The organism is Mesorhizobium sp. LEGMi-168a, assembly GCF_058312955.1.
The window spans coordinates 70,120-94,049 of the sequence record NZ_JBZEGV010000025.1 but is presented as its reverse complement, the minus strand read 5'-3'; the positions used below and the strand labels follow the sequence as shown (position 1 = coordinate 94,049).

At 63.7% G+C, this 23,930-nt stretch carries 30 protein-coding genes and 1 pseudogene; 10 read left to right on the top strand and 21 right to left on the bottom strand.

Annotation, left to right across the window (positions count from 1 at the left end; genetic code table 11):
* Nucleotides 1–131: 131 nt before the first annotated feature.
* A complete protein-coding gene (locus AC4FWB_RS26400) occupies nucleotides 132–746 on the bottom strand; it encodes a LysE family translocator (RefSeq protein ID WP_491029173.1) in 615 nt (204 codons plus the stop codon).
* Between the two features lie 195 nt (nucleotides 747–941).
* Between AC4FWB_RS26400 and AC4FWB_RS26395 the strand changes: the two genes are divergently transcribed.
* The 3 genes from AC4FWB_RS26395 (at nucleotide 942) to AC4FWB_RS26385 (ending at nucleotide 3,734) form a co-directional block, all read left to right on the top strand.
* Nucleotides 942–1,769 (top strand): AraC family ligand binding domain-containing protein, encoded by an 828-nt coding sequence (locus tag AC4FWB_RS26395; protein ID WP_491029170.1) that lies wholly within the window; start codon nucleotides 942–944, stop codon nucleotides 1,767–1,769.
* Nucleotides 1,770–1,830: 61 nt separating this feature from the next.
* On the top strand, nucleotides 1,831–3,261 hold the full coding sequence (locus tag AC4FWB_RS26390; RefSeq protein WP_491029169.1) for a tryptophanase: 1,431 nt from the start codon (nucleotides 1,831–1,833) through the stop codon (nucleotides 3,259–3,261).
* Nucleotides 3,258–3,734: an aminoacyl-tRNA deacylase gene (locus AC4FWB_RS26385; protein ID WP_491029168.1), complete on the top strand. Its 477-nt coding sequence runs from the start codon at nucleotides 3,258–3,260 to the stop codon at nucleotides 3,732–3,734. The genes AC4FWB_RS26390 and AC4FWB_RS26385 overlap by 4 nt, the downstream gene beginning before the upstream one ends.
* Nucleotides 3,735–3,739: 5 nt before the next feature.
* Here the strand turns inward: AC4FWB_RS26385 and AC4FWB_RS26380 are convergent, their stop codons facing one another.
* The 7 genes from AC4FWB_RS26380 to AC4FWB_RS26350 all read right to left on the bottom strand — a co-directional run bounded on the left by AC4FWB_RS26380 (nucleotide 3,740) and on the right by AC4FWB_RS26350 (nucleotide 9,218).
* Entirely contained in the window at nucleotides 3,740–5,191 is a 1,452-nt protein-coding gene (locus AC4FWB_RS26380; RefSeq protein ID WP_491029167.1) for an amidase, read from the bottom strand.
* Nucleotides 5,192–5,196: 5 nt separating this feature from the next.
* On the bottom strand, nucleotides 5,197–6,099 hold the full coding sequence (locus AC4FWB_RS26375) for a ribokinase (protein WP_491029166.1): 903 nt from the start codon (nucleotides 6,097–6,099) through the stop codon (nucleotides 5,197–5,199).
* 152 nt (nucleotides 6,100–6,251) lie between these two features.
* Nucleotides 6,252–6,734: a hypothetical protein gene (locus AC4FWB_RS26370; protein ID WP_491029165.1), complete on the bottom strand. Its 483-nt coding sequence runs from the start codon at nucleotides 6,732–6,734 to the stop codon at nucleotides 6,252–6,254.
* Nucleotides 6,709–7,227 carry a hypothetical protein gene (locus tag AC4FWB_RS26365; RefSeq protein WP_491029164.1) on the bottom strand — a complete coding sequence of 173 codons (519 nt, stop codon included), beginning with the start codon at nucleotides 7,225–7,227 and terminating at the stop codon, nucleotides 6,709–6,711. Before AC4FWB_RS26365 ends, AC4FWB_RS26370 begins: the two co-directional genes overlap by 26 nt.
* Nucleotides 7,194–7,565, bottom strand: coding sequence for a PDZ domain-containing protein (locus AC4FWB_RS26360; RefSeq protein ID WP_491029172.1), 372 nt, complete (start codon nucleotides 7,563–7,565; stop codon nucleotides 7,194–7,196). Before AC4FWB_RS26360 ends, AC4FWB_RS26365 begins: the two co-directional genes overlap by 34 nt.
* Before the next feature lie 44 nt (nucleotides 7,566–7,609).
* On the bottom strand, nucleotides 7,610–8,080 hold the full coding sequence (locus tag AC4FWB_RS26355) for a hypothetical protein (RefSeq protein WP_491029163.1): 471 nt from the start codon (nucleotides 8,078–8,080) through the stop codon (nucleotides 7,610–7,612).
* A gap of 232 nt (nucleotides 8,081–8,312) precedes the next feature.
* Nucleotides 8,313–9,218: a methylated-DNA--[protein]-cysteine S-methyltransferase gene (locus AC4FWB_RS26350; protein ID WP_059186547.1), complete on the bottom strand. Its 906-nt coding sequence runs from the start codon at nucleotides 9,216–9,218 to the stop codon at nucleotides 8,313–8,315.
* A 129-nt stretch (nucleotides 9,219–9,347) separates the two neighbouring features.
* Here AC4FWB_RS26350 and AC4FWB_RS26345 point away from each other — a divergent pair, with 129 nt between their 5' ends.
* Nucleotides 9,348–10,163 (top strand): class I SAM-dependent methyltransferase, encoded by an 816-nt coding sequence (locus AC4FWB_RS26345; RefSeq protein WP_491029162.1) that lies wholly within the window; start codon nucleotides 9,348–9,350, stop codon nucleotides 10,161–10,163.
* Nucleotides 10,164–10,228: 65 nt separating this feature from the next.
* Here AC4FWB_RS26345 and AC4FWB_RS26340 read toward each other — a convergent pair whose 3' ends face one another.
* Nucleotides 10,229–10,723 (bottom strand): DUF2244 domain-containing protein, encoded by a 495-nt coding sequence (locus AC4FWB_RS26340; protein WP_491029161.1) that lies wholly within the window; start codon nucleotides 10,721–10,723, stop codon nucleotides 10,229–10,231.
* A 22-nt stretch (nucleotides 10,724–10,745) separates the two neighbouring features.
* Between AC4FWB_RS26340 and nth the strand changes: the two genes are divergently transcribed.
* Entirely contained in the window at nucleotides 10,746–11,552 is an 807-nt protein-coding gene (gene nth / locus AC4FWB_RS26335; RefSeq protein ID WP_491029160.1) for an endonuclease III, read from the top strand.
* On the opposite strand, the gene AC4FWB_RS26330 is transcribed toward nth, so the two are convergent.
* The gene (locus AC4FWB_RS26330) at nucleotides 11,549–12,004 is read right to left on the bottom strand and encodes a DUF2214 family protein (protein ID WP_491029159.1); all 456 of its coding nucleotides are present in this window, start codon (nucleotides 12,002–12,004) and stop codon (nucleotides 11,549–11,551) included. The two genes, nth and AC4FWB_RS26330, sit on opposite strands and share 4 nt — an antisense overlap.
* A gap of 92 nt (nucleotides 12,005–12,096) precedes the next feature.
* Nucleotides 12,097–12,333: pseudogene (locus AC4FWB_RS26325) on the bottom strand (IS5/IS1182 family transposase); the annotation flags it as partial.
* Between the two features lie 253 nt (nucleotides 12,334–12,586).
* Here AC4FWB_RS26325 and AC4FWB_RS26320 point away from each other — a divergent pair.
* The 3 genes from AC4FWB_RS26320 to AC4FWB_RS26310 all read left to right on the top strand — a co-directional run bounded on the left by AC4FWB_RS26320 (nucleotide 12,587) and on the right by AC4FWB_RS26310 (nucleotide 15,405).
* Nucleotides 12,587–14,335: an adenylate/guanylate cyclase domain-containing protein gene (locus tag AC4FWB_RS26320; RefSeq protein WP_491029158.1), complete on the top strand. Its 1,749-nt coding sequence runs from the start codon at nucleotides 12,587–12,589 to the stop codon at nucleotides 14,333–14,335.
* A 166-nt stretch (nucleotides 14,336–14,501) separates the two neighbouring features.
* On the top strand, nucleotides 14,502–14,732 hold the full coding sequence (locus AC4FWB_RS26315) for a YdeI/OmpD-associated family protein (protein ID WP_491029157.1): 231 nt from the start codon (nucleotides 14,502–14,504) through the stop codon (nucleotides 14,730–14,732).
* Nucleotides 14,733–14,850: 118 nt separating this feature from the next.
* Nucleotides 14,851–15,405: a GNAT family N-acetyltransferase gene (locus AC4FWB_RS26310; protein WP_491029156.1), complete on the top strand. Its 555-nt coding sequence runs from the start codon at nucleotides 14,851–14,853 to the stop codon at nucleotides 15,403–15,405.
* On the opposite strand, the gene AC4FWB_RS26305 is transcribed toward AC4FWB_RS26310, so the two are convergent.
* The 6 genes from AC4FWB_RS26305 to AC4FWB_RS26280 all read right to left on the bottom strand — a co-directional run bounded on the left by AC4FWB_RS26305 (nucleotide 15,406) and on the right by AC4FWB_RS26280 (nucleotide 17,800).
* Nucleotides 15,406–15,804, bottom strand: coding sequence for a DUF1801 domain-containing protein (locus AC4FWB_RS26305; RefSeq protein ID WP_491029155.1), 399 nt, complete (start codon nucleotides 15,802–15,804; stop codon nucleotides 15,406–15,408).
* A gap of 77 nt (nucleotides 15,805–15,881) precedes the next feature.
* Nucleotides 15,882–16,331 (bottom strand): DUF1801 domain-containing protein, encoded by a 450-nt coding sequence (locus AC4FWB_RS26300; RefSeq protein WP_491029154.1) that lies wholly within the window; start codon nucleotides 16,329–16,331, stop codon nucleotides 15,882–15,884.
* The gene (locus AC4FWB_RS26295; protein ID WP_491029153.1) at nucleotides 16,331–16,564 is read right to left on the bottom strand and encodes a hypothetical protein; all 234 of its coding nucleotides are present in this window, start codon (nucleotides 16,562–16,564) and stop codon (nucleotides 16,331–16,333) included. The genes AC4FWB_RS26300 and AC4FWB_RS26295 overlap by 1 nt, the downstream gene beginning before the upstream one ends.
* 36 nt (nucleotides 16,565–16,600) lie before the next feature.
* Nucleotides 16,601–16,993, bottom strand: a complete 393-nt coding sequence (locus tag AC4FWB_RS26290; RefSeq protein WP_491029152.1) for a VOC family protein — start codon at nucleotides 16,991–16,993, stop codon at nucleotides 16,601–16,603.
* Between the two features lie 76 nt (nucleotides 16,994–17,069).
* A complete protein-coding gene (locus AC4FWB_RS26285) occupies nucleotides 17,070–17,480 on the bottom strand; it encodes an SRPBCC family protein (protein ID WP_491029151.1) in 411 nt (136 codons plus the stop codon).
* Complete coding sequence (locus AC4FWB_RS26280; protein WP_059186558.1) at nucleotides 17,477–17,800, bottom strand: ArsR/SmtB family transcription factor; 324 nt, start codon at nucleotides 17,798–17,800, stop codon at nucleotides 17,477–17,479. The genes AC4FWB_RS26285 and AC4FWB_RS26280 overlap by 4 nt, the downstream gene beginning before the upstream one ends.
* Nucleotides 17,801–17,882: 82 nt before the next feature.
* Here AC4FWB_RS26280 and AC4FWB_RS26275 point away from each other — a divergent pair, with 82 nt between their 5' ends.
* On the top strand, nucleotides 17,883–18,761 hold the full coding sequence (locus AC4FWB_RS26275) for an NAD(P)H-binding protein (RefSeq protein WP_491029150.1): 879 nt from the start codon (nucleotides 17,883–17,885) through the stop codon (nucleotides 18,759–18,761).
* On the opposite strand, the gene AC4FWB_RS26270 is transcribed toward AC4FWB_RS26275, so the two are convergent.
* Both AC4FWB_RS26270 and AC4FWB_RS26265 read right to left on the bottom strand, forming a co-directional pair.
* Nucleotides 18,758–19,225, bottom strand: coding sequence for an NUDIX hydrolase (locus tag AC4FWB_RS26270; protein WP_491029149.1), 468 nt, complete (start codon nucleotides 19,223–19,225; stop codon nucleotides 18,758–18,760). The genes AC4FWB_RS26275 and AC4FWB_RS26270 overlap by 4 nt on opposite strands.
* 147 nt (nucleotides 19,226–19,372) lie before the next feature.
* Nucleotides 19,373–19,678 (bottom strand): hypothetical protein, encoded by a 306-nt coding sequence (locus AC4FWB_RS26265; protein ID WP_491029148.1) that lies wholly within the window; start codon nucleotides 19,676–19,678, stop codon nucleotides 19,373–19,375.
* 205 nt (nucleotides 19,679–19,883) lie between these two features.
* On the opposite strand from AC4FWB_RS26265, the gene AC4FWB_RS26260 reads away from it, so the two are divergent.
* On the top strand, nucleotides 19,884–20,471 hold the full coding sequence (locus tag AC4FWB_RS26260) for an invasion associated locus B family protein (protein ID WP_491029147.1): 588 nt from the start codon (nucleotides 19,884–19,886) through the stop codon (nucleotides 20,469–20,471).
* 36 nt (nucleotides 20,472–20,507) lie between these two features.
* Here AC4FWB_RS26260 and AC4FWB_RS26255 read toward each other — a convergent pair whose 3' ends face one another.
* Together AC4FWB_RS26255 and AC4FWB_RS26250 are read right to left on the bottom strand one after the other, a co-directional pair.
* Nucleotides 20,508–21,200 carry a response regulator transcription factor gene (locus tag AC4FWB_RS26255; protein ID WP_491029146.1) on the bottom strand — a complete coding sequence of 231 codons (693 nt, stop codon included), beginning with the start codon at nucleotides 21,198–21,200 and terminating at the stop codon, nucleotides 20,508–20,510.
* On the bottom strand, nucleotides 21,197–23,920 hold the full coding sequence (locus AC4FWB_RS26250; RefSeq protein WP_491029145.1) for a DUF4118 domain-containing protein: 2,724 nt from the start codon (nucleotides 23,918–23,920) through the stop codon (nucleotides 21,197–21,199). Before AC4FWB_RS26250 ends, AC4FWB_RS26255 begins: the two co-directional genes overlap by 4 nt.
* Nucleotides 23,921–23,930 lie beyond the last annotated feature (10 nt).

Here is a 23,930-nt window from a genome sequence, read left to right as displayed (position 1 = left end):
GCGACGCGCGGTCGGTTGCGGGGGGTGCCCGGGAACGCCAGCGTCTCACTCCGCTGGAACACCCCTCATCCGTCTCGGCGCTATCGCGCCGATCCACCTTCTCCCACAAGGGGAGAAGGAAAGGCTGCCACTCACTTCGCCTTCGAGAACGCCAACCAAAGGCCGCCGCCGACCAGGAAGCTGCCGCTGATCCTGGACATCAGCTTGACGCGGCTCGCCGACAGCAGTCGTCCGGCGCGCCCGGCCGCAAGTGCGTAGGTGGAATCCGATATGGCGGCGAAGACCATCGCGGTGAGGCCCATGACCACGATCTGCAGCGTGTAATTGCCCTGCGGCGCGATGAACTGCGGGAAGAAGGCGCCGAAGAAGACAAGCGTCTTCGGGTTGGAGATCGCCACGAGGAAACCCTGCAGGAAGAAGCCGCCACGCGGCTTCCCGGCCGACCCATCAGGGTTCAGCCTGCCTTTGGCGCGGAACATCTGCACGCCCATCCAGATCAGATAGGCGGCGCCGATCAGCCGCACCCATTCGAACCAGTGGCCCATGCCGGCGATCAGCGTGTTGAGGCCGATGCCGACGATGGCGATCATGATGGCAAGCCCGGCCTGGGTGCCGGCGACATTGGCAAGCCCGGCGCGCGAGCCGTGGCGCATACTGTTGGCGATGATCAGCGTGACCGTTGGTCCTGGCACCAGCATGATCACGACGCAGGCGACGGCATAGGCCGCATAGAGCTCCAGCGACATGGTTCTTCCCATGCTCCTCTGCAAGGCATCACTAGAATGCACTGGTTTGGACGGAAGCCAACGAAAAATAATGCCACGCTGGCTTTCACCGTCTGGACAGGGTGTTCTTCGGCGAATTCGGCTGGTGATATGTTTGTACAATACCGATGGCTTGCGGAATGCTAGATCTAAACCATGCAGCGCAGGGAGAAGACCATGAGCGCATTGGGCAAGGAAGAGAGGGCGAGCTATTTCACCGCGCCGGTGGGCGGTGTCGAATGCCTCTCCGCCACCTTCACGCGCCACCGCTATCAGCCGCATGCGCACGATACCTTCGTTGTCGGCACGTTGTGGCACGGCACCGGCACCATCTTCATTCGCGGACGCAATCATGCGGTTCGCGCCGGCGATCTCACGCTGTACAACCCTTTAGAGGTGCATGACGGCGCGCCGGCCAATGACGGTTTCAGCTACCGCGTCAGCTATCCGTCGGCTGCGCTGTTGCGCGAGATCGCCTCGGAAAACACCTCGTTCGACCGGACCGGAACGCCGACATTCCGCGAGCCGATCGTGCATGATCCGCGCGGTGCTGCCGTGTTCGTCGCAGCGCACCGTGTGTGGGAGGAGAAATGCTCGCCCATGGAGGCCGAGGAGAAGCTGCTCGCCGCCTATGTCTACTGCCTGTCGGTGCATGCCGGAGTGCGTTTCCCGCTTGCCGGCAGCGAGCGCGGGCCGGTTGCCCGCATTGTCGAGCTTCTCTCGGAGCGCTTCGCCGAGCGGCTGACGCTGGACGATCTGGCGATCGAGGCGCGGCTATCGCGGCAGCGGCTGATCCGCGCCTTTCATCGCAGGACCGGAATGTCGCCGCACGCCTTCCTGATCAACCGGCGTGTCGACGCGGCCAAGGCCATGCTGCGGAGCGGCCTCGATCCGCTGTCGGCGGCGATGGCCACCGGCTTCAGCGACCAGGCGCATCTGACCCGTATCTTCAAGGCGCGCGTCGGCGTGCCTCCCGGAGCCTATCGCGCGGCCTTCGCCGCCTGACCTGATCCAGTCAATCCCTGCAACGAACGCGGCGCTTCAGGCCGCAACGATGGAGCATGCCATGAACAAGCGCATCCCCGAACCCTTCCGCATCAAGATGGTCGAGCCGATCCGCATGACCGACCGCGCCTTCCGCGAGGCGGCGCTCGCCGAGGCGGGGCTCAACCCGTTCCTGCTCAGAAGCGAAGATGTCTATATCGACCTTCTGACCGACAGCGGTACCGGCGCGATGAGCGACCGCCAGTGGGCGGGGCTGCTCCTTGGCGACGAAGCCTATGCGGGCAGCCGCAATTTCTATCGTCTCTCCGAAACGGTCGAACGGCTGTTCGGCTACCCTTACACGATCCCGACCCATCAGGGACGAGGCGCGGAGCAGATCGTCTTCCCCGAGTTGGTGAAGCGCCGCGGCTCCAAGGCGCCGGTTTTCTTGTCCAACTACCACTTCGACACGACCAAGGCGCATGTCGAGCTTGCCGGCGCCAAGGCCATCAATGTGCTGACGACCGCCGCCAACGACACGGCTCGCTATGACGACTGGAAGGGCAATTTCGATCTGGGCGCGCTGGCCGCGGCGATCGAGACGCATGGCGCCGCCAATGTCGCCGGCATCGTCGCGACAGTGACCTGCAACAGCGCCGGCGGCCAGCCGGTATCGATGGCCAATCTGCGGGCCGCCTCCGAGCTGGCGCGCGGCCATGGCATCCCGTTGGTGATCGACGCCACGCGGTTTGCCGAAAACGCATGGTTCATCCAGCAGCGCGAGAACGGCTACGCCGATCGGTCGATCCGCGACATCGTGCGCGAGATGGGGTGCTATGGCGACGTGCTGACGCTTTCGGCCAAGAAGGACGGGCTGGTCAATATCGGCGGCTTCTGCGCCTTCCGCCAGGATGCCGATCTGTTCCGGGCGGTGCAGGTGCGCTGCGTGCCGATGGAAGGGTTCATCACCTATGGCGGGCTTGCCGGCCGCGACATGGAGGCGATCGCCATCGGCCTCGAGGAAGCGGTCGAGACCGACTATCTCGCTTACCGCATCGGCCAGGTCGCCTATCTCGGCGAGAGGCTGCGGCAGGCCGGCGTGCCGATCCAGCATCCGACCGGCGGCCATGCCGTGTTCGTGGACGGCGCGGCGATGCTGCCGCATGTTCCCGCCGACCGCTTTCCAGCCCATGCGCTGGCCTGCGAGCTCTATCTGGAAGCCGGCGTGCGCGCCGTCGAGATCGGCTCGCTGATGCTTGGCCGTGATCCGGCGACCGGGAGGCAGGAGAAATCGCCGCTCGAGCTCCTGCGGCTCACCATCCCGCGCCGGGTCTATACCAACGACCATATGGACTATATCGCCGATGCGCTGATCGCGGTGGCGAAGCGGGCGAGGACGATCCGCGGCCTTGACTTCGTCTACGAGCCGCCGATCCTGCGCCACTTCACGGCGCGGTTCCGCTGGGCCGAGAAGGCGGCCGCGATGCAAGCTGCGGAGATGGCCGACGCATGAGCCCCTTGGTCAAGCGGTTCCTGGACGAACGCGGCGCGCGCTACGCGGTCGAGACGCACGCGCCGCTCATCTCCCTCGAAGATGGCAAGACCATCCTGTCGCTGGATCCGGCAAAAATGGTCAAGGGCCTGACTTTCGCGAGACCCGGTGGCTTCGCGATCGTCGCGCTCAGGGCTGCCGATCGCGCGGATTACAAGAAGATCGCCGACGCGCTCGGGCTGCGCAGGGCCGACCTCTGGCTGGCGGACGCGCAGCGCGTGCGCAACGAGCTGGACATGGAGCGGGGAGGCATCGTGCCTCTGCCGATCGGAAGCGCCCGTGTGCTCATCGACCGCGCCGTGCTCGGGCTCGAAGAAATCGTCTGCGGAACGGGCCGCAACACGGCGACGCTGATCATCGATCGCGACGTGTGGCTCGGCATCGCCGATGGCGAGGTCGGAGATTTCGCCAAGCCGACTCCGGTTGCCGTTTGACTGGCTCAGCTTGCGCCCGCCGGCCAGGGCAGCATCGCCTCATAGGCGGCGCCTGCCTTGAGCACGGCGAGGTCGCCGCGCGGCCGGCCGATCAGTTGCATGCCCATCGGCCGGCCCTTGCCGTCGAAGCCGACAGGCACGTTGAGCGCCGGGCAACCGCCCAGCGTGGCAAAGGCGGAGACCTGCATCCAGCGGTGATAGCTGTCCATGGCTCGCCCCGCTACCTCGCGCGGCCAGTGAGTGGTGACGTCGAAGGGGAAAACCTGCGCCGTCGGCAGGACGATGAGATCGAAACGCTCGAACAGCGAGAGCAGCGTGCGGTGCCATGAGGAGCGCCGGACGGTGGCGGCGTGGATTTGCGGCGCGGTGAGGCGGATCGCCTGCTCGACTTCCCAGATCGCTTCCGGCTTCAGCAGCCCGCGTTTTTCCGGATCGTCATAGTGCGCCTTCAGCCCGCAGCCGCTGCTCGCCTGGCGCAGCGTCACGAAAGCCTGCCACAGCGCTTCGAAATCGACGTCCGGCACCAGCGCCTCGGTATGGAACGATGCCTCGGCGAAGCGGGCCAGCGCGCCTTCGCAAAGGTCGAGGATCCTCGGCTCCATCGGCAGATGGCCGCCGAGATCGCCGAGCCAGGCGATGCGGCCGCCGATGGCTTTGGTTCGCAAGCTTTCGAGAAACGAGCCTTGCTTGTGATGCGACAGCGGCGCATGCGGATGGTAGCCGGCCTGCTCGTCGAGCAGCAGCGCGATGTCGCGCACGTTTCGGCCCATCGGCCCTTCGACGCCCATCTGGGAATGGAAGACATCGATGTCGGGGCCAGCCGGCACAAGCCCCTGCGACGGACGGAAGCCATAGACGTTATTGTAGGCCGCGGGGTTGCGCAGCGAGCCGCCGAAATCGCTGCCGTCGGCCACCGGCACCATGTCGAGCGCCAGCGCCACCGCCGCGCCGCCGCTCGAACCCCCGGCGGTGAGCGCCGGATCGAAGGCGTTGAGCGTCGGTCCGAAGACCGGATTGTAGGTGTTTGAGCCCAGCCCGAATTCGGGAACATTGGTCTTGCCGATGATGATGGCGCCGGCCTTGCGGATGCGCTCGACGAAGAAGTCGTCCTCTTGCGGGACGAAATCGGCGAAGATCGGCGAGCCGAAGGTTGTCCTCAGGCCCTTGGTCAAAGCCAGGTCCTTGATGGCGATCGGCAGGCCGAACAGCGATCCAGCCTCGCCGCCCTCTGCCAGATGGGCGTCGGCCCGGTCGGCCTCGGCGAGGATGTCGGCGCGCTCGCGCAGCGACACGATGGCATTGACCAGCGGGTTCACGGCCTCGATGCGATCGAGGAATGCGCCGACGATTTCGCGCACCGAGAGCTGTCGTTGCCTGATCTTGCCGATGAGTTCCACGGCGGGCAGGCGGCAGATGTCGCCGGCCGGCGGCACGGCATGTTTCGTCGAGGGGCGCATTGCCGTCACCGCGCTGCCAAGGCGGCGTCGACATCCTTCGCCAGCGGGATCGCCGGTTGGGCGCCCGGCTTCAGGCAGGCGAGCGAGCCGGCCGCCGCGGCGCGCGTGAGGGCCTGTTCGAGCGAGAGGCCGGACGACAGGCCGGCGCCGAAATAGCCGCAAAAGGTGTCGCCGGCGCCGACGGTGTCGACCGGGGTGATCTTCAGCGCCGAAACGGTGAGGACATGGTCAGGCGTGGCGGCCAGCACGCCGTCGCCGCCAAGCGTGACGACGATGGCGCGGCCGGTCTTTTGGGCATAGTCGCGCATCCGCGCCTGCCGGTCGCGGCCCGACAGTGCCAGCGCCTCGCCATAGAGGTCGAACTCGGTCTCGTTGGCGACGGCAAAGTCCGCCTTGCCCAGGAAGCCGGCCGCTTCGGCGCGAAAAGGCGCGGTGTTGAGCACGCTGACGGCGCCTGCCGCGCGCGCGGCGTCGAGCGTGGCATCGACCGTCTGCAGCGGGATTTCGTGCTGCAGCAGCACAACGTCGCCCTTCTTCAGATGGGCCTTGGCGACATCGCCGGGCAGCACCGAATCATTGGCGCCCGGAACGACGGCGATGACATTTTCGCCGTCGGCGCCGACCAGGATCAGCGCCGTGCCGGTGGAGGCGAAGCTTTCGCCGACACCGGAAAGATCGACGTTGCCGGCCTTCAGCAGCGCCAGCGCCTCGGCGGCAAAGCTGTCCTTGCCGACGGCGCCCACCATGCGCACCTCGGCGCCGGCGCGGGCGGCGGCCAGCGCCTGGTTGGCGCCCTTGCCGCCGGGAGCGGTGGCGAAGCCGGAGCCGCGGACCGTTTCGCCGGGCTCCGGCAAGCGGTCGACATTGGCGATCAGGTCGAGGTTGATCGAGCCGACGATGATGATCAAGAAACGCCTCCTGACGGAACGGTTCAGCCTTCGATCGAGGGCCGGTGTGCTCCAAGTCCTTGCTTTTACGCAATTGATTGCGCGGGAGGCTAGCCGCAAAGACCGCCGGTTGCCAGATCATGCCGGTTGCGCGTGTGGCTTGGCCCACAGCTTCATTCGCAGCGCACCGTGACCGTGCCCTGATAATTGCCCGCCGGGAAGATGCCGGACGATTTTGTCGCCGTGAGGTCTACCTGGATGGAGTGGGTGCCGTTAGGCACACGCTGCGGCGAACTGCCTGGAATATCGAGCCCCGAGCCGTCGAGTCGGAAGACCGTATCAAAGGTAACGTTAGTGTCGCCGCCGCTCGGCGCGGAGGTGAAGGCGATCGGCGCCGGCGCCGAGACGGAATAGCAGTCGAGCAGGTTGAGGATCGTGCACAGAAGCGAGCTCGCCGTGATGGTGGCGGTTGCGCTCGATCCGCCCGCCTGCCTGGAACCGAATATGTCGATCGCCGGGTTCGCCTTCATCGTCCCCGAGCTGCCGATCACGATCGTGCAAGTGCCGACGATCGCGGCCTGCGCGGGCAGGCCGAAACCGGCGAGCGCGGCTGCGACAAGCAGCGCGTGGCTAGTTCTTCTTCTTTTTCCTGCCACCGGCGGTTCCGCCTCTGATGCTCCAGCCTTCGTTGGCCCATGCGGGTGATGCGCCCGAGGGAGCGGCGGCGGCCACGCTTCCCGTCGGGCCGTCCGCGGCCAGCCCCATCTTCAGGAGCCGCAATTCCATCTGCAGACGCTCGACCTCGAGCTCGTAGAGGCGGCTGCAGTCGAGGCGCTTGGGCGTCCGCCCGATCGGGATCACCACGCGGCCGTATGTGGCGACATCGCTGTTCGACTGGCTGCTGTTGTTGCCCCGTATCACGCCGACATCCAGATAGGCGCCGCTGCCTGAAACGGCCGAACGGCAGGTCGTGCCGTCGCTGGCATGGACCTCGTCCTGGCCCTGGGGCAAGGTGACGCCGGGCAAGGTGAAGCCGGTCTGGTTCTGGTTCAGGTTCAGGATATCCTCGGCAAACCCCTGACTGACGACCACCAAGGCGGGCAGCAGGGAGAGGGTCAGAACCTGCGATGCCCGAAGAACTTTCCGCATATCTGCGCCCTTATCTGCGTCTGCTCGCCTGGAAAGGGGATACTCTCGGTACAGATACGCACCTTACGCTCGGTCGCGCCGTCGAACGGCACGACCACCAGGACCGGCCGCGATGCCTGGCCGGCAAGCAGGAAGGCCCTCGGCGTGATCTGGGCATCGACGGGCTGAAAATCCTGGTCGTAGACATGGACCTCGACCCGGATTCGCTGGTCATACGGATTGCCGGGAAAGACCCGGACGGCGAAGGCGTCGGTGAAGGATCTCACCTCGCCGCGCATGGGCGTCATCGACTGTGCCGTCGCCGCAAGGGGAGCAAGGCTTGCTGCCAGTGCCGCCATGATGATCCGAACCCTTGTCAACGACCGCTCCTTTGGCGAGAAAACTATTCGCAGCGCACCGTCACCGTTGCCTGATAGCCGCCGGCCGAGAAACGGTTGGTGCCGCCCTTGGTGCCGGTGAGATTGATCGCGGCCGTCGATGTGCCGGGCACGGTGAGCGCCGTCGCGGTGCCTGTTTCGACAATCGTCTGCGCGCCGGTGGTGGCGAAGGTCGGTGTCCAGGTGGTGGCCGTAACGTCGCTTGCCGGCACGGTGGTGGTGGTCACCGGGTCGACGCTCAGCGAAACGCCGCCCGTGGTGTCGACCTGGACGCTGCCGGCCGAGCCGCCCGCATTGTGGGAGCTCAGCGATTGCAAATTGCTGCTGACGGTCATGGTGCCGTTCGAGTTGACGGTCAGCGTGCAGGTGGCGGTGATGGTGCCGTTGAAGAGGACGTTTCCGGTGGCGGCCGATGCCGTCTGACCCGCGCAGGCGGCCAGCAGGCTTGCGGCCATTGCGGCGCGCAGGAACTTCATCGAGACCCCTCTTTCGAGCCGAATGGCCGGCTCAACATAGGGGCATCATCCATTCATTATGGTTAATTTAGCGTTAACTTAAATAACAACGCCAAGCAACTTATAATACAACCGGCGAAACCAGAGGTTGTCGCCGGTTGTATTTTCCAGATATTTGGATGGATTTGTTTCAGTTATACTTGTTTATATTGTAATGCGCGCTTTTTGCAACGGCGCGCGGAAAGTCGAGGTTTCAGGAAGCCACTTGTCCCGCTTCCCAGCCGAGAATGGCGCGCTTGCGCGTCAGGCCCCAGTGATAGCCGGTGAGGGCACCGGACTTGCCCAGCGCACGGTGGCAAGGAACCACGAAGGACATCGGATTGGCGCCGACCGCCGCACCGACCGCCCGGCTTGCGTTCGGCGCGCCGATGCTTGCCGCGATCGAGGAATAGGTGCAGGCCTTGCCCATCGGGATGCGCAGCAGCGCCTCCCAGACACGCAGCTGGAAATCGGTGCCGATCATAACCACGCGCAGCGGCTGGTCGGCGCGCCAGAGCGTCGGGTCGAAGACGCGCGCGGCATAGGGCTGGGTGGCCGACATATCCTCGACATAGGAAGCGTTCGGCCAGCGGCCGGACATGTCGGCGAAGGCGGCCCGCTCGCCGCCGGCATCGCAGAAGGCGAGGCCCGCCAGACCGCGGTCGGTGACCATGATCAGGGCGATGCCGAAGGGCGAGATGTGGTAGCCGTAGCGGATGGTGAGGCCGGCGCCGCGGGTCTTGTAGTCGCCGGGCGACATCGCCTCGTGGGTGACGAAGAGGTCGTGCAGCCGGCCGGGGCCTGACATGCCGAGCTCGAACGAGGTTTCGAGCAGCGGCATGCCGGAATCGAGCAGCCTGCGCGCATGATCGAGGGTCACCGCCTGCAGGAAAGCTTTCGGCGACAGGCCGGCCCAGCGGGTAAAGAGCTTCTGCAGTCCGGTCGGGGTTTCGCCGACTGCCTCGGCCAGAACCTCCAGCGAGGGTTGGTCGCGATAGTCGAGGCTGATCTTCTCGATGGCGCGGCGAACGACTTCGTAGTCGCTGCCTTCGGGGGTGATGTCGTTCTGCAGGATCGCTGACGGTTTCATCCGGGTATTCATGGTCATCTGGGCGTTCATGGCAATATCTCCCATGGCAATATCTCTTTGACCGCGAATATCGGTGTTCCGGCGCTTTGCAACCACCCGAAACTTGCCTTCCCGCCGCCCATACCCAGATAGAGCTGGCTTCAACGGAAGGGGACAATCATGGCCGGCGAAAAGGTAGGTCTGACCGGGGCGAGGGAGACCTTGCTGATGACGCTCTACGGCAAGGCGCTGGAGAGCAGGCTGCCCCATTCGCTGCTCAAGGACCACTTCGCCGACGCGGCGGTGCGCAAGATCGATTATGATTTTTCCAGGCTCAAGGTCGACGACAATCTCGGCATCGGCTTCGCCATCAGGGCCAAGACGATGGATGTCGCCGTTCAGGACTTTCTTGCCAGAAACCCTGATGCCGTCGTGCTGCATCTGGGGTGCGGGCTCGACACCCGCTTTTTTCGCGTCGATCCGCCACAAGGCGTGGATTGGTTCGATGTCGACTACCCGGAAGTCATCGCGCTCAGGCGCAAGCTTTATCCGTCCAGGGACCGTTATCATCTCATCGCTTCGTCGGTGACCGAGCCCGATTGGCTGGCTGAAGTGCCGCGCGACCGTCCGGCGATCGTGGTGGCGGAAGGTCTGACGCCTTATCTCGTGGCCGACGAAGGGCCGCGCTTGTTCTCACGGCTTGTTTCGCATCTCGCCGGCGGCGAATTGATGTTCGACGCCTACAGCCGTCTCGGCCTCGCGCTGGTTCGCCTCAATCCGGCCGTCAAGGCGACAGGCGCCGAGGTCCACTGGGCGATCGAGGACCCGCGCGAACTGGAGCGAGCCGTTCCGGGGCTGCGGTTCGTCGAGGAGGTTCCGGCCTACAAGCCGGAGCATGGCGCGCGCATGCGCCTGCGCGCGAAATTGTTTGTTCGCCTTTGGAAATACATTCCGGCGCTGCGCAAGATCGGCAGGCTGTTGCGCTATCGGTTCTGACGGCGCCTCTTTTGTCTTGAGCATGATCTTGCCCGAAAACCGGTGTCCACTTTTCAGGATCATGCTCAGCGCGCCCTGGCGGTCGCCAGCGCGCGCGAAAAGGCCGTCGCAAAACTTTCGCGGTCATCCGGGTTGAGGAAGCCGCCGATCGAGACGCTCCTGCCTTGCGCTTCGACGGCCATTCTGGTGATGCCGATCTCGGCATGGCGGGCGATCGAAAACCGGGTCCAGAACGGGTTGAAGCGATGATCCTCGAAGCGGCCCGACGGCGCCGTCTTGCGGATGTCGAGGCTGGTGCGCGATACGGAGATTTCCTCGCGGGCGCGCGCGGCGCGATAGTTGACGCGGAAGGCGATGTAGACGCCGACCACGTCGAGCCCGAAGAAGCCGAAGACCGGCCATGCGCCATGCGCCAGGAAGATCACGCCGGTGATTGCCCAGCCAAACAGCAGGGCGCCCATCAGGATGAGAAAGCCTGTGCGGCCGAGGGAACGATGCGGCGTCAGCAAAGCCTCGAAAAACGGCTTGTCGGCTTCGAACGAGGCGTTTGTGTCGCTCATGAGGGAATATTATAGGGAGCGAATGACGCTTCCCAAGTCCAAAAATTCCGTACCCGTCAAAAAGCCATCAGCCTCTGCCTCGGGCGGCGGCGCGAAAGCGAAGGCGCCGTCGCGGAAGCGCGGACCGCGCTCGCTCTATACTGCCGCCGAGGTGCATGAGATTTTCCGGCGCTTTTCCGTGCAGCGGCCGGAGCCGAAGGGCGAGCTCGACTATATCAACGCTTTCACATTGCTGATCGCGGTGGTGCTGTCGGCGCAGGCGACCGATGCCGGCGTCAACAAGGCGACGAAAGCGCTGTTTTCGGCGGCCGACACGCCGCAAAAAATGCTGGCGCTCGGCGAGGCCAAGGTCGGCGACTATATCCGCACCATCGGGCTGTGGCGCAACAAGGCCAAGAACGTGATTGCGCTCTCGAAGGCGCTGATCGACGACTATGCCGGCAAGGTGCCGGAGGATCGCGACGATCTGGTCAAGCTGCCGGGCGTCGGGCGCAAGACCGCCAATGTCGTGCTCAACGTCGCCTTCGGCCAGCACACGATGGCGGTCGACACGCATATCTTCCGCATCGGCAACCGGATCGGGCTGGCACCCGGCAAGACGCCGGAGCAGGTCGAGCAGGGGCTCTTAAAAGTTATCCCGGCCGAATACATGCGCCACGCCCATCACTGGCTGATCCTGCATGGCCGCTATGTCTGCAAGGCGCGCAAGCCGGATTGCCCGGCCTGCGTGATCGCCGACATCTGCAAATCCAAGGAAAAGACCACCGGCGTGCCGGCGCCGCTGGTGCCGATCGCACCCTTGAAGGAGGCGTTTCCCGCTGAGATTTAGTAGCCGTAGCCGCGCGCCATTGCCGCGGCAAAGACGGGGATGAGCAGGAAGATGAAGCCCTCGGCGCGGACATAGTTCTTCACCGAGGCGAGTTCGGCCGCCGGCACCGAGAAAGACGGATTGCCGCTCGCCTGCCTGCTCCAGGAGACGAAGCGCATGGTCGGGATGATCGACAGCAGGCCGACGACGATGAAGGCCACCATCTTCGCCCAGAACACCCAGTTGTAGACATAGAACTCCCAGCCTTTCAGCCCGAAGAACACCCGGCAGATGCCGATGATGACGATCAGCGCGGCGATGATGCCGTAGTGGCGGTCGATACCGGCAAGGCGCTTCAGCGTCGCCGCCCCCAAATCGCCGCGCACCAGGACGAACTCGGCCCCGATGATGCCGGCCAGCGAAAACACCAGAAGGTGATGGGCGATCGCCAGCAGAAGGTCGGTGGTGCCCATGGATCTTCCTTTGGTCGAAGAGCGCGAATGTTGAATCAGTTTCCAGCGGCTGCAGAGTAGCATCGCGGAATAAAAATCCCATTATGCGCAAGCTAGGGCACGGACTCATTAGCACGCAACCAGACGCGGATTGATGCGAGCTTGACGAAGGCCGGGTAGTTGGCCGCGAGTTTGTCGTATCGGGTCGCAACACGCCGACATTGCTTGATCTTGTTGAAGAACCGTTCGATCAGGTTGCGCGCGCGATACAGATACGAGCTGAAGCAAATCGGGTCTTTGCGATTGCGTTTCGGCGGAATGTTCGCCCATGCGCCTTGCTGACGGGCAAGTTCCCCCCATCAACCCGCCAAGACTTATAGCCTTGCCGCTAATGCTTTGAATTTACTTCCGCTTTCGGCGCATAGCGGACTTGGCCGGACTTGCCACTGGCTCGACCCGGTCGCGAATGACCCCTAGCAGACATGACGCGTAGCAGCCTGACTTCGCTCTGGGACCACTGGTTGCGGTCAGGCGCGGCAGTGCTATCGTGTCATCAACCAGGCTCTGCAAGGGAGCCCAGGTGACCAACTAGGGCACTATCGAGTGGTGGAGAACTCCGTTCAGCGCCGTCTGGCTGCCATCCTTGCAGCCGATGTAGTCGGTTACAGTCGCCTCATGGGCGTGGACGAGGACGGCACTCTGACGGTCGTACGGAACCTCCGCGCCGAAGTGATCGAAACTAGAATCGCCGAGCACCAAGGTCGGCTGTTTAAGTCTATGGGGGATGGCTTTCTCGCGGAATTCCCCAGCGTCGTGAAGGCCGTGGCCTGCGCAGTTGCATTACAGAAGGATATGGCAGCACGGAACGCAGAGCTGCCAGAGGACCGAGCCATCCAACTCCGCATTGGCGTCAACTTGGGGGATGTGATTGCTGAGGATGGCGATGTTTTCGGTGAAGGCGTGAACGTCGCTGCGCGGATCGAGGGACTTGCCCCGGCGGGCGGCATTGCAGTCACCGGCATGGTTCATGACAACGTAGGAAGTCGCCTTGATCTCTCGTTTGAAGACATGGGTGAGCAGCAACTCAAGAATATCGCCCAGCCGGTCCGGGTCTATCGTCTGGGAGCTCCCTCAGGAACATCGGTGCGACCAACAGCGGTAGAACGAATCAAACCGTCCATAGCAGTACTGCCATTTACCAACATGAGTGGTGACCCCGGGCAACAGTACATTTCCGATGGGATCACCGAGGATATCATTACCGAACTCGCCCGCTTTCGCGGCCTATCCGTAGCAGCTCGCCACGCGTCGTTTCATTTTGCCAACAAAGGAAAAAGTCATATCGAAGTAGCGCGGGAACTGGGCGTTGCCTATGTAGTTGAGGGTAGTCTACGCAAATTGGGCGACCGAATACGCATCACAGCCCAATTGGTCGATGCCAGAACCGGCAATCACGTCTGGGCCGACCGCTACGATCGCGATGCGCAGGATATCTTCGCTATCCAGGACCTTGTTGTGGCCGCAATCGTAACAATGCTGGAGGGCCGTATGTACGCTGCAGAAGCAGCAAAAGCCCGTGCAAAACCAACTACTAGCTGGTCGGCTTATGACTGTCTGTTACAAGGCCGCGATCTATGTGACCATCAGCGTGATACCGAAGCCGTACCCCTACTTGAGCGCGCAATTGCCGTCGATCCGCATTTTGCACTTGCTCATGCCTGGCTGGCGATAGCTCTTACCATGAGCAATGTCATTCTGCTCGATGACGATCAGATGGCCAAGGCTGAGAGCGCTTCGAAACAAGCGCTGGAACTAGATGCCAACGACGCCACGTCTCATTGGGCAAGAGCGCTCTACTACCTTTGGACAGGCGACCATGACCGTTCACGCTTCCATTTTGACAGGGCGCTGACACTCAATCCGGCCGATATACAGATTAAGGGCGACTACGCGAACTGGCAGCGCGCCAGTGGCAGGCCGGCCGATGCGTTGGCCACAATCGATGCCGCCATAGGCTTGGGTCCCTTCGTGCCCGATTGGTTTGCAGCGGTTCGCGGCATGACGCTCTTTGACCTCGCTCGATATGCTGACGCAGTCGAAGCGCTCGAGAGTGTCCCTGTACAACGCTCCAGTGGCTCTTTGTACCTAGCCGCCGCGCGCGCGCAATTAGGCGACTTAACTGGTGCAAGTGAGGTGATCGCCAAGGTGAAGCTGATGAAACCGGATTTATCGCTTCGGAATGTGATCCAGGTACTGCACTACGCACGCCCTGAAGCTCAGCAACACTTGATTGATGCCCTGCGGAAGGCGGGGCTGCCGGAGCAGTATGTGCGCCCCTTACGAGCACGTTGAGTTAACTTCTGCTTGTGGCCCATTGCTTCTTTTGCTGCGCTGCAAACGTTGGTCGCTTTCGGTGCATGGCGGACGCCGGCAAGTCGTCCGCCCGGCTGATTTATGGGTTCACGGCCTAGCCATGTGCAGCGTTGACGCCAATTGCCGGCAGTCTATTGCTTGAATCATGAGCCGATTGAAGCGTGCCCTCAACCCGATGCCTGACGACGTGCGGACCGCCTTGGTGGGGCGCGGATTGACTGCCGCCTATGACGCGCGGCCGGATTATCAGAAGAACGACTATCTCGGCTGGATCGCGCGCGCTAAACGCCCCGACACGAGGCAGAAGCGGCTTGACCAGATGCTCGACGAACTGGCGCGCGGCGGCGTCTACATGAACATGGCCTGGCACGGCTGAAGCCGGTCCCCGACGTTTGCCGGCCTTTGTTGCCTCTGGAAGATGCCTCGGGCCGTCCTGGCCCTTGTTCGAACGCACTGGTTTGCTAAGCGCTGCCGCCTCAACAGAGGTAAATGCCATGAGCATTGCAAGGGAAGCCGGCGTGCCGATCCTCGAGACGGCGCGAACCGTCCTGCGGCCGCATCGGCTCGATGATTTCGAAACCTACGTCGCGATGTGGGCAGACCCCGGGGTCACCCGTTTCATCGGCGGCAAGCCGCGCAGCCGCGAGGAAAGCTGGATGCGCTTCCTGCGTCATGCCGGGCTGTGGTCGTTGCTTGGCTATGGGTTCTGGGCGATCGAGGACAAGGCGACAGGCCGGTTCATCGGCGAGGCCGGCTTCCATGATCTGAAGCGCGAGATCGAGCCGTCGATCGAAGGTGTGCCGGAGGCCGGCTGGGCGCTGGCTTCGGTCGCGCATGGCCAGGGGCTGGCGAGCGAAGTCGTCGGGCGCATCGTCGCCTGGGGGGACGCGGTGTTCGGGCGGGCCAGGACCGTCTGTATCATCGATCCCGACAATGGCGCTTCGCTCAAGGTGGCGGAAAAGAACGGCTATCGCGAGATCCTGCGCACCACCTATCACGACACGCCGACGATCCTCTTGGAGCGGCAGGCCGGAGGCAATCCCGGTTGATCAGCGCTTGGCTTTGAATTTGTTCAGGGCCACCGCGGCGCGAACGAGAGCCTTGAACGCCTCCTCGTCGATGTCCTCGCCCTCGCGAAAATCGATGGCGCGCCTGGTGTTGCCCTCGAGGCTGGAGTTGAAGAGGCCTGCGGGATCCGGCAGCGCCGCGCCCTTGGCGAAGGTCAGCTTGACGACAGCCTTGTAGGTCTCGCCGGTGCAGATCATTCCGGTGTCCTCCCAGACCGGCACGCCGCGCCACTTCCATTCCTCGCTGACTTCCGGATCGGCCTGCTTGATCAGGGCGCGCAGCCGGCCAAGCATCTCGCCTCGCCAATCGCCCAGTTCCGCAATGCGGCCGTCGATCAGCTCGGAAGGAGATTTGCTTTCCTGCACGCCGCTTCTCTCCATGTCTGTGCTCCTCCGATGCTGGTTAATGGATCGCCATGGCGCCTCTTCAGGCGAACCGTGCCTGACCGATAATGCGCTTACATTCGTTCGCCAGGCAATTGGCTCGCCTGTTTCACCCAGGAGATGAATTGCGCTTCATCGAGCTGGTCGTTCTCATGGATGTGGAGATAGCGCGTGTCCTTGCTCTTGGATTCGCCGGGCGGCACCGGCTTGAGCGACAGGCCGCGAAAGAAGGCTACCTTGATGTATCTGGTGAAACAGTGGATGCCGAGAAACCAGCCTTCGCCTTGCATCCCGTAAAACGGCGAGTTCCATTTGACGGCTTTCCCAGTCTCCGGAACGGCCTGCATGATAAGCCGGTCGAGCCTGCGGCCGACCTCGCTCTTCCAGCCCGGCATCGCCGCGATATAGGCCTGCACGGGGGCGTCGCCATAGCCCTTGGCGATCTGCGGGTTGTCGCCTGAAAGCAGGACGGGTTTCGCGTCCGATGGCCCGACGGCAGGCTTCGGCGATTTCGCCTTCGCCATCAGGCCGATCCTATGCGCCCGCGCGCCGGCTCGCCGCGCCATCTGGCGGCATAGGGCAGCACAAACATGTAGAGGCCGCTGAACAGCAGCAGAAAGAGCGGCAGCAGCGGCGAATAAACCACCCAGGCGGGTGGCTCGCCCAATGCCATGGCGACAAAGTTGGCGATGACGGTCACGGTAAAGATGATCGACAGCCAGCGATGCAACTGCCTGATCCACTTGCTCCAGTCCAATGCTGCCTCCTTTTGAAGAACGAATGAACGTCTGCGCTACCAGCGCGCAAGCTGCGTGATCTGGATGAGATTGCCGCAGGTGTCGTTGAGCTGCGCGATCGTCGAGCCGGTCACCGCGGTCGGCGCCATGGCGAAGCTGCCGCCATTCGCGGTGATGCGCTCGTGGTCGCCCTTGATGTCGTCGGTGAACAGCATGAGCGCCGGCTGGCCCTGCTTGAAGATGGCCTGCTGGTAGGTCCTGGCCGCCGGATTGTCGTTCAGCGCCAACTGTAGCTCGGTCCCGTCCGGGTCCTCGGGCGAGGCGACCGTCAGCCAGCGAAACGGCCCGTTGGTGAAATCGGCTTTCTTGGTGAAGCCCAGCACGTCCGTGTAAAAGCCAAGGGCCTTCTCCTGGTCGTCGACATAGACGCTTGTCAGCTTGATCTTCATCGCATGTCTCCATTGCTCGCGCCTGCAGGTTGCCACCCACCAGGACCGTGTCTGTCTTTCGACGCTTCGGCGGACTTCAATCGATCCGCGAAAGCAGCTGCTCCAGCGCCGTGAAGTTGCGCTTCCAGCCCACCGTGGCACCGCGATAATACGGCTCCTGATCGGAGCGGAAGCCGACCTGTTCCATGCGCAGATGCGTGCCCGTGCTCGTCGGGGTGAGCGTCCAGGTGACCACGCTCTCGAGGTCCTTGGTGTCCCAGCTGTAGGACAGGGTCCTGTTGGGCTCGACCGTCCGCACCTGGCAGTCCACACCTCCCCATTCGGCGTTCAGACTGAAGCGATGGTCCACGACCGGCTTGAAGCTGTTCTTCATCAGCCACTCCTCGATGAGATGCGGTTGGGTGAGCGCGCGCCAGATCTTTTCCGGCGAATAGGGAATCTCGCGCTCGACGACGACGGAGCGCGTTCCGGCCGGCATTTCATTCATTGGTCCATCCTTTTGAGCAGATCCTCGAGGTCGTCGAACCGGCTCTCCCAGAACCCGGCCATCTGACGCGTCCAGTCCATCAGCGGCGCCAACGCGCCAAGCTGCGCGCTGTAATGCGTCTGGCGTCCCTCATGGCGGTCGCGCACCAGCCCGGCTTCCTTGAGGAGGCCGAGATGCTTCGATACGGCCGGCTGCGAGACCCCGGCCTCAGCCGTCAGCGCGCCGACGGTCTGCTCGCCTTGACGGCACAGACGCTCAAAAATGGCGCGCCTCGTCGGATCGGCAAGCGTGCGGAAGAGCATATCATGCGTGGCCGACATCTTGATCGATAACCCGTTGGCTATTGATCAACGTATAACCATTGGGATATATGTGAGTCAAGTGGGAGCTTGAAGCGGCGGAATGATCCTCGTCACGGGAGCAACGGGCCATGTCGGGAGCGCCGTCGTCCGCAGGCTGGCCTCACTCGGCCATGAGGTGGTCGCGATGGTCCGGGACGCCGAGGCCGCGCGCCGGCGGCTGCCGCCCGGAACCGTCATACGCGTCGCGGACTATGAGGATGCCACCGCCCTCGGGAACGCGTTCGCGGGCATCGATGAGCTTGTCCTCATTTCGAGCGATGGCGAGGCAACTGCGGTGCTCCGCCATCATGCCAATGCGATAGAGGCTGCCGTGGCAGCCGATATCTGCCACATAACATTCACCAGCATTGTCGATATCGACGAGGCGTCGCCATTCTATTTCGCACCCGTCTACCGCGATGCGGAAAGGAGGCTGACGCTTTGCGGTGTGCCGGCGACGATCCTTCGATGCGGGCTCTATTGCGACTTCATTCTCGACCATTGGCTCAAGCCGAGCCAGGCGGTCGGAGAGCTGGCGCTTCCAGTTGGAAACGGTCGGGTCGCATCGATCTCGCGCGACGATGTTGCGGCTACCTTGGCGGTGGTGGTGGCGGCCGGCCCGAAGGCATCCATCACCTACACGATCACTGGCAATGAAGCGCTGGACTTCAACGAGATCGCTGCTTCCTACGGTCAGACAATCGAAAAGCAGATGCGCTACCGCTCTTGTTCGGAGGTTGAATATCTGAACTCGGCATCGGCGCGTCTGGAGTATCCCTGGCCGCAAGCCTTCTCTACGCTCTGTGCGTCGATTGCGGATGGCCGCTACGGCCAGACCTCCGGCGATTTCACCGCCATCAGCGGCCAGAGGCCAGAGAGCTTTCGGGATTTCCTTCTTCGGACTGTGTCGGGAAATTCGTCGCTCGCAAGTAGCGCCTAGGCCTGCTCGGCCGCCGGTATCGTCAAATCCCTGAGCAGCGTCGAGAGCTCGGGCTCGTCGATGAGCAGGGCCGCGTCGGCCGCCGGCAGCCAGGCGCGCTGCCGGTTCGCGGCTTCCCGCCAGTCGGTCATCTCCTCGGCGACCTCGAGCAGGTAGACGACCACGTCGACACGGAGGAAACGGTTGGCCATCCGCTTCCAGTAGGAGTAGCCGCCGGCGGGTTGCTTCAGCGCCTTGCCGAGCACGCCGGCTTCTTCCTGAGCCTCGATCATGGCTGCCTTGCGCCCGCTCTTGCCTTTCATCGGCCAGCCCTTGGGCACGATGAAGCGCCTGGTCGTGCGCGACGTGACCAACAACACCTCGAGGTCTCCACCCTCGTTCACACGAAAGGGGATGGCCGCCACCTGGCGGATCCGCTCCCCCTTCTTTGCCCTGCGTACCGCTTTCTTCTTGGCTGTTGCCATCCCAAAATCCGATGAGAGCAGCATTCACACCGGGCGCTGTCCGCGCACGGCAAAATCCTGCCCTTGCAAACCCCAAAACCGTCACCCTTGCAATACCGGCTTTCGCCAGCAAGTAAGTCGGCTAAATAAACCGAAAAAAGCGAGATGTCAGCGGCAAACCCGCGAAATCGTGGTGCCAATCACCTGAGACTGGCAATTCTGCTTGACGATCGGCACTTCGGGGCGGGGCTTCGGCGCGACCTGCCGGTCCTGCTCGCGATAAAACTGCTGCTGTTGCTGGAACTGCTGCCGCTGCAGCTGGTTTCGCAGCGTCTGCAATTCGTTCTGCTGGATCAGGGCGTTGCGGTTTGTCGGGATGACGACCTGGGCCGAAGCGTAAGAGGCCGCGCCCAAAAGGGCGGCAGCCGCGAGAGCTGCCGGTAGCAAAACCGCCGATGAGCGAGGATGCGCCATCGCCTCCATCCCATGAAAAACAGAACCTTGCGGTAATATAGGGTGTTTGTCCGGATGTGCCATGGTCCAGGGCAATGCATGCGGTTAGTTGATCGATTGTGGTGCCAAAGAAAATCTGGCTGGTGGCTCAGGATTGCACTTGACGGCAGCGGTGGTTCACCGCTCTATCGCGCGGGCCGGACGGGGTCGGGTGAAGAGAGATTCCATGATGAGAAGCAGGTCCAAGTTGTTCGTCGCAATGCTGGCCGTTGCCGAGGTCGCAAGCCTGCCGGCGCTCGCCGCGCAGAACAAGGTGGCGCCGGCTGCCAGCCAGCCAGCCGACGCCGCGGCCAAACCGCAGCTGCCGGGCGGCGCCTCGGCGCTGTCGGAGACGCATGGCGACTGGACCGTCAACTGCCAGGTCACCGGCACCAACAAGCTGTGCAGCCTGTCGCATCAGCAGTTCAACAAGCAGAGCGGCCAGCGCCTGCTGGCGATCGAATTGACGACCAAGACCGGCCAGGACGCCATGGGCACGCTGGCGCTGCCCTTCGGGCTGGCTTTGGCCAACGGCATCTCGCTCGAGGTCGACGACAAGAAGCTGGAAGGAACCCTGCAGTTCAACACCTGCCAGGCCGTTGGCTGCCTGGTGCCGGTGGCGTTCGACGCCGACACCGCCTCACTGCTGCAGAACAGCACGACGCTGAAAATCAACGCCACGGCGGCGGACACGATGCAGCCGGTCGCCTTCACCATCTCGCTCAACGGATTCGCCAGCGCGCTCGCCAGAACGGCGGACCTGTCGGCGGACTGACCGGCAGAAGCGAGGACGGTCCTCTCCCGCTCGGCTCTAATCCACCTCGCGCAGCCGATAACCGACGCCGGTCTCGGTGATGATATAGCGCGGCTGGTCCGGCGTCTTCTCGATCTTCTGCCGCAATTGGCGGACGTAGACCCTGAGATACTGCACGTCGGTGGAATCGTTCCAGATCTGTTTCATCAGGAACTGGTGGGTGAGCACCTTGCCGGCATATTGCACGAGCATGCGCAGGATGTCGTATTCCTTGGGCGACAATTTTACTTCCTTGTCCTCGACCTTGACGATGCGTTTCACCAGGTCGACCGAGAGGTCTCCGGTCTGGAATACCGGCTTCTCGCCTTGCTGCTGGAACTTGTGGCGCAGCGCCACGCGGATGCGGGCGACGAGCTCGTTCATGCCGAAGGGTTTTGTCACATAGTCGTCGGTGCCGAGCTCGAGCGCCGATACGATGCCCGCCTCGTCGGTGCGGCTCGAAAGGATGACGACCGGAATGTCGAGGCCGTCGCCGCGCCATTTGCCGAGCAATTCGAGGCCGCTCATGCCGGGCAGGCCAAGGTCGAGCAGGATCAGGTCGGGCGGCTGGGTCTGCATGAGCTCGATCGCGGCCTTGGCATTCGGCGCCTCCGATACGGCATAACCCTGGCTGCCGAGGCCGACGCGCAGCAGCTTGCGGATCGGCGGCTCGTCGTCGACGACCAGAATGCTGACGTTCTGATTGGTCATGCGGCGTCATCCGTTTTGGCGACGGTCACGTTCGGAACCTCTTCAGGCACCGGCATGCGGATGGTGAAGATCGCGCCCGGCCGGTCGGTCCGGTTAGCCGCTGAAATCGCACCGCCCATGGCCTCGATGAAGCCGCGGCTGATCGACAGGCCGAGGCCCGTGCCGGCGCGGACCTGATCGCGCTTGCGCACGCGGTAGAAGGTGTCGAAGATCCGTTCGAGGTCACCGGGCGGAATTCCCGGCCCCTCATCCATGACCTGCAGGATGACGGATCCGTTGTCGAGCCAGCCTTGCAGGCGGATGGTCGACTCGGACGGCGCATATTTGGCGGCATTGTCGAGAAGGTTGAACAGCGCCTGCTCGAACAGGACAGGATCGAGGCGCAGCATCGGCAGGTCCGGCGGAATGTCGGTGTCGATCCGGTGCTCGCCGATGATCTTTCGCGCGCGATCGAGCGCCGAGCCGACGATGTCGCCGACATAATGGAGAGCGTAGTTCGGCTCCATGGCGCCAGACTCGATCTTGGTCATGTCGAGCAGGTTGGCGATGAAGCGGTTCAGCCGCTCCGCTTCGTCGACCACGGTCGACAGAAGGTCCGCGCGATCCTTTTCGGGAAGGGCGGCCGCGTATTCCCGCAGCGTGCCGGCGGCGCCCATGATGGCGGCAAGCGGCGTCTTCAGGTCATGCGAGATCGAGGTGAGTAGCGCCGTGCGCAGCCGGTCCGCTTCCGCCGCCAGCCTGGCGCGGTCGACATCGGCGACGAGCTGGATGCGCTCGATGGCGACCGCCGCCTGGTCGGCAAGCGCGTCGAGAAGACGCTGCTGTTCGGGCGTCAGCAACGGTCCCTGCTTGTCGTTGTCGAGGCCGACGACGCCGACGGCGGTACGCCCCGTCCGCAAGGGGAGATAGAGCCGCTTGGCGCCGGGCAACGTATCGGCGCCGCGGCCGGCCGGGCGGTCGTGCTCCCAGGCCCAGCGGGCGGCCGCGATATCGGCCTCGGCCAAGGTGTCGTCCGGCGGGTAGCCGGCCTTGACGGTGATGGTGCCGTTCTCGGGCAGAAGCAGCACCACACGCAGCTTCAGCATCGAGGCGATCTGGAAGGCGGTGGCCCACAACACGTCGTCTAACGTGCCGGCGCCGGCGAGCTTTTTCGAGAAGGAATAGATGTCCTCGGTTGCGCGTGCCCGCGAGCGCGCGGCGACCGCCTGGCGCTGCACTCGCGCCGTCAGGTTGCTGGCGATGAGGGCGACGACGAGGAAGACCGCGAATGCGACGATGCTCTCCGGGTCCCTGATCGTCAGCGTGTAGCGTGGCGGAAGGAAAAAGAAGTTGAAGGCAAGGGCGCTGACGAAGCAGGCGTAAAGCGCCGGCCAAAGTCCGGAGGTCACAGCCGATGTCAGCACCGCAAGCAGAAAGACGATCGCAAGATTGCGCACGTCGAGAAACTGGTCGAGGACCGTGCTGACCGCCAACGAACCCGCGACATAGGCTGTGGCGAGCAGATAAGGCCAGACATCAAACGGCCTCTGCTCGGCCGCCATGCTGATCCTTCTCGATGGCGCCTCGTTATTCCGCTCCGTCCCTGAGATAACATGGACGCTGATGTCGCCGGCATTGCGGATCAGATCGTAGGTGAGCGAGCCCTCGATCAGTTCCCGCCAGCGCGAGCGGGTCGGCCTGCCGATGACGATATGGGTGAAGTTGTTCGTCGTCGCGTGGCGCACGATGTCCTGGGCGACGTTCTGGCCGGGGATGGTCGTCACCTCGGCGCCGAGCTGCTCGGCAAGACGCAGGTTCGTCGCCAGCCGGTCCTTGTCCTCTTCCGACATGCCGGCCAGGCGAGGCGTGTCGACATGCAGCGCCGTCCAGGGGGCACGCAGCCTATCGGCGAGCCGGCGCGCGTAGCGGATGCGGGCGGCTCCGCCGGGTCGCGAGTCGACGCAGACGAGAACCCGTTCGCCGGCCGCCCACGGTCCTGGAATGGCGTGCGACTGCATGTGGTTGAGCAGCTGCTCGTCGACGCGCTGGGCGGTGCGCCTCAGTGCCAGCTCGCGCAGCGCCGTCAGGTTGCCCGGCGAGAAATAGTTCTCGATCGCACGCTGCGCGGTCTGCGGGAAATAGACCTTGCCTTCATGCAGCCGCTGGATCAGGTCGTTGGGGGTGAGGTCGATGACCTCGATATCGTCGGCCTCGTCGATGATGGAATCGGGAACGGTCTCGCGCACCCTGACGCGGGTGATCTGCGCCACGACATCGTTCAGGCTCTCGACATGCTGGATGTTGAGCGTGGTGTAGACGTCGATGCCTTGCGACAGGATTTCCTGCACGTCGAGGTAGCGCTTGGGGTGGCGGCTGCCGGGCGCGTTGGTGTGGGCGAGCTCGTCGACCAGAACCAGCGCCGGGCGCCGTTTCAGGATGGCGTCGATATCCATCTCGTCGAGGGTGCGGCCCCTGTACTCGACCTCGCGGCGCGGGATCACCTCATAGCCGTCGACCAGCGCCTGGGTTTCCTTGCGGCCGTGCGTCTCGACGACGCCGATCACGACGTCGATGCCGTCGGCGCGGCGGGCGCGGCCCGCCATCAGCATCTCGTAGGTCTTGCCGACGCCGGGCGCCGCGCCGAGGAAGATGCGCAGACGGCCGCGGCCCTCGCGCTCGGCATGCTCCAGAAGCGCGTCGGGAGATGGTCTGTTCTCGAGTTTGGTCCTGTCGTCGGCCATCAAGTCCAAT

What these genes read in the sequence shown, in the direction of transcription:
- AC4FWB_RS26400 (WP_491029173.1), bottom strand. Translation starts at nt 746, where the DNA reads ATGTCGCTGGAGCTCTATGCGGCCTATGCCGTCGCCTGCGTCGTGATC.
- AC4FWB_RS26395 (WP_491029170.1), top strand. Translation starts at nt 942, where the DNA reads ATGAGCGCATTGGGCAAGGAAGAGAGGGCGAGCTATTTCACCGCGCCG.
- AC4FWB_RS26390 (WP_491029169.1), top strand. Translation starts at nt 1,831, where the DNA reads ATGAACAAGCGCATCCCCGAACCCTTCCGCATCAAGATGGTCGAGCCG.
- AC4FWB_RS26385 (WP_491029168.1), top strand. Translation starts at nt 3,258, where the DNA reads ATGAGCCCCTTGGTCAAGCGGTTCCTGGACGAACGCGGCGCGCGCTAC.
- AC4FWB_RS26380 (WP_491029167.1), bottom strand. Translation starts at nt 5,191, where the DNA reads ATGCGCCCCTCGACGAAACATGCCGTGCCGCCGGCCGGCGACATCTGC.
- AC4FWB_RS26365 (WP_491029164.1), bottom strand. Translation starts at nt 7,227, where the DNA reads ATGCGGAAAGTTCTTCGGGCATCGCAGGTTCTGACCCTCTCCCTGCTG.
- AC4FWB_RS26360 (WP_491029172.1), bottom strand. Translation starts at nt 7,565, where the DNA reads ATGGCGGCACTGGCAGCAAGCCTTGCTCCCCTTGCGGCGACGGCACAG.
- AC4FWB_RS26355 (WP_491029163.1), bottom strand. Translation starts at nt 8,080, where the DNA reads ATGAAGTTCCTGCGCGCCGCAATGGCCGCAAGCCTGCTGGCCGCCTGC.
- AC4FWB_RS26350 (WP_059186547.1), bottom strand. Translation starts at nt 9,218, where the DNA reads ATGAACGCCCAGATGACCATGAATACCCGGATGAAACCGTCAGCGATC.
- AC4FWB_RS26345 (WP_491029162.1), top strand. Translation starts at nt 9,348, where the DNA reads ATGGCCGGCGAAAAGGTAGGTCTGACCGGGGCGAGGGAGACCTTGCTG.
- AC4FWB_RS26340 (WP_491029161.1), bottom strand. Translation starts at nt 10,723, where the DNA reads ATGAGCGACACAAACGCCTCGTTCGAAGCCGACAAGCCGTTTTTCGAG.
- nth (WP_491029160.1), top strand. Translation starts at nt 10,746, where the DNA reads ATGACGCTTCCCAAGTCCAAAAATTCCGTACCCGTCAAAAAGCCATCA.
- AC4FWB_RS26330 (WP_491029159.1), bottom strand. Translation starts at nt 12,004, where the DNA reads ATGGGCACCACCGACCTTCTGCTGGCGATCGCCCATCACCTTCTGGTG.
- AC4FWB_RS26315 (WP_491029157.1), top strand. Translation starts at nt 14,502, where the DNA reads ATGAGCCGATTGAAGCGTGCCCTCAACCCGATGCCTGACGACGTGCGG.
- AC4FWB_RS26310 (WP_491029156.1), top strand. Translation starts at nt 14,851, where the DNA reads ATGAGCATTGCAAGGGAAGCCGGCGTGCCGATCCTCGAGACGGCGCGA.
- AC4FWB_RS26305 (WP_491029155.1), bottom strand. Translation starts at nt 15,804, where the DNA reads ATGGAGAGAAGCGGCGTGCAGGAAAGCAAATCTCCTTCCGAGCTGATC.
- AC4FWB_RS26300 (WP_491029154.1), bottom strand. Translation starts at nt 16,331, where the DNA reads ATGGCGAAGGCGAAATCGCCGAAGCCTGCCGTCGGGCCATCGGACGCG.
- AC4FWB_RS26290 (WP_491029152.1), bottom strand. Translation starts at nt 16,993, where the DNA reads ATGAAGATCAAGCTGACAAGCGTCTATGTCGACGACCAGGAGAAGGCC.
- AC4FWB_RS26285 (WP_491029151.1), bottom strand. Translation starts at nt 17,480, where the DNA reads ATGAATGAAATGCCGGCCGGAACGCGCTCCGTCGTCGTCGAGCGCGAG.
- AC4FWB_RS26280 (WP_059186558.1), bottom strand. Translation starts at nt 17,800, where the DNA reads ATGTCGGCCACGCATGATATGCTCTTCCGCACGCTTGCCGATCCGACG.
- AC4FWB_RS26275 (WP_491029150.1), top strand. Translation starts at nt 17,883, where the DNA reads ATGATCCTCGTCACGGGAGCAACGGGCCATGTCGGGAGCGCCGTCGTC.
- AC4FWB_RS26270 (WP_491029149.1), bottom strand. Translation starts at nt 19,225, where the DNA reads ATGGCAACAGCCAAGAAGAAAGCGGTACGCAGGGCAAAGAAGGGGGAG.
- AC4FWB_RS26265 (WP_491029148.1), bottom strand. Translation starts at nt 19,678, where the DNA reads ATGGCGCATCCTCGCTCATCGGCGGTTTTGCTACCGGCAGCTCTCGCG.
- AC4FWB_RS26260 (WP_491029147.1), top strand. Translation starts at nt 19,884, where the DNA reads ATGATGAGAAGCAGGTCCAAGTTGTTCGTCGCAATGCTGGCCGTTGCC.
- AC4FWB_RS26255 (WP_491029146.1), bottom strand. Translation starts at nt 21,200, where the DNA reads ATGACCAATCAGAACGTCAGCATTCTGGTCGTCGACGACGAGCCGCCG.
- AC4FWB_RS26250 (WP_491029145.1), bottom strand. Translation starts at nt 23,920, where the DNA reads ATGGCCGACGACAGGACCAAACTCGAGAACAGACCATCTCCCGACGCG.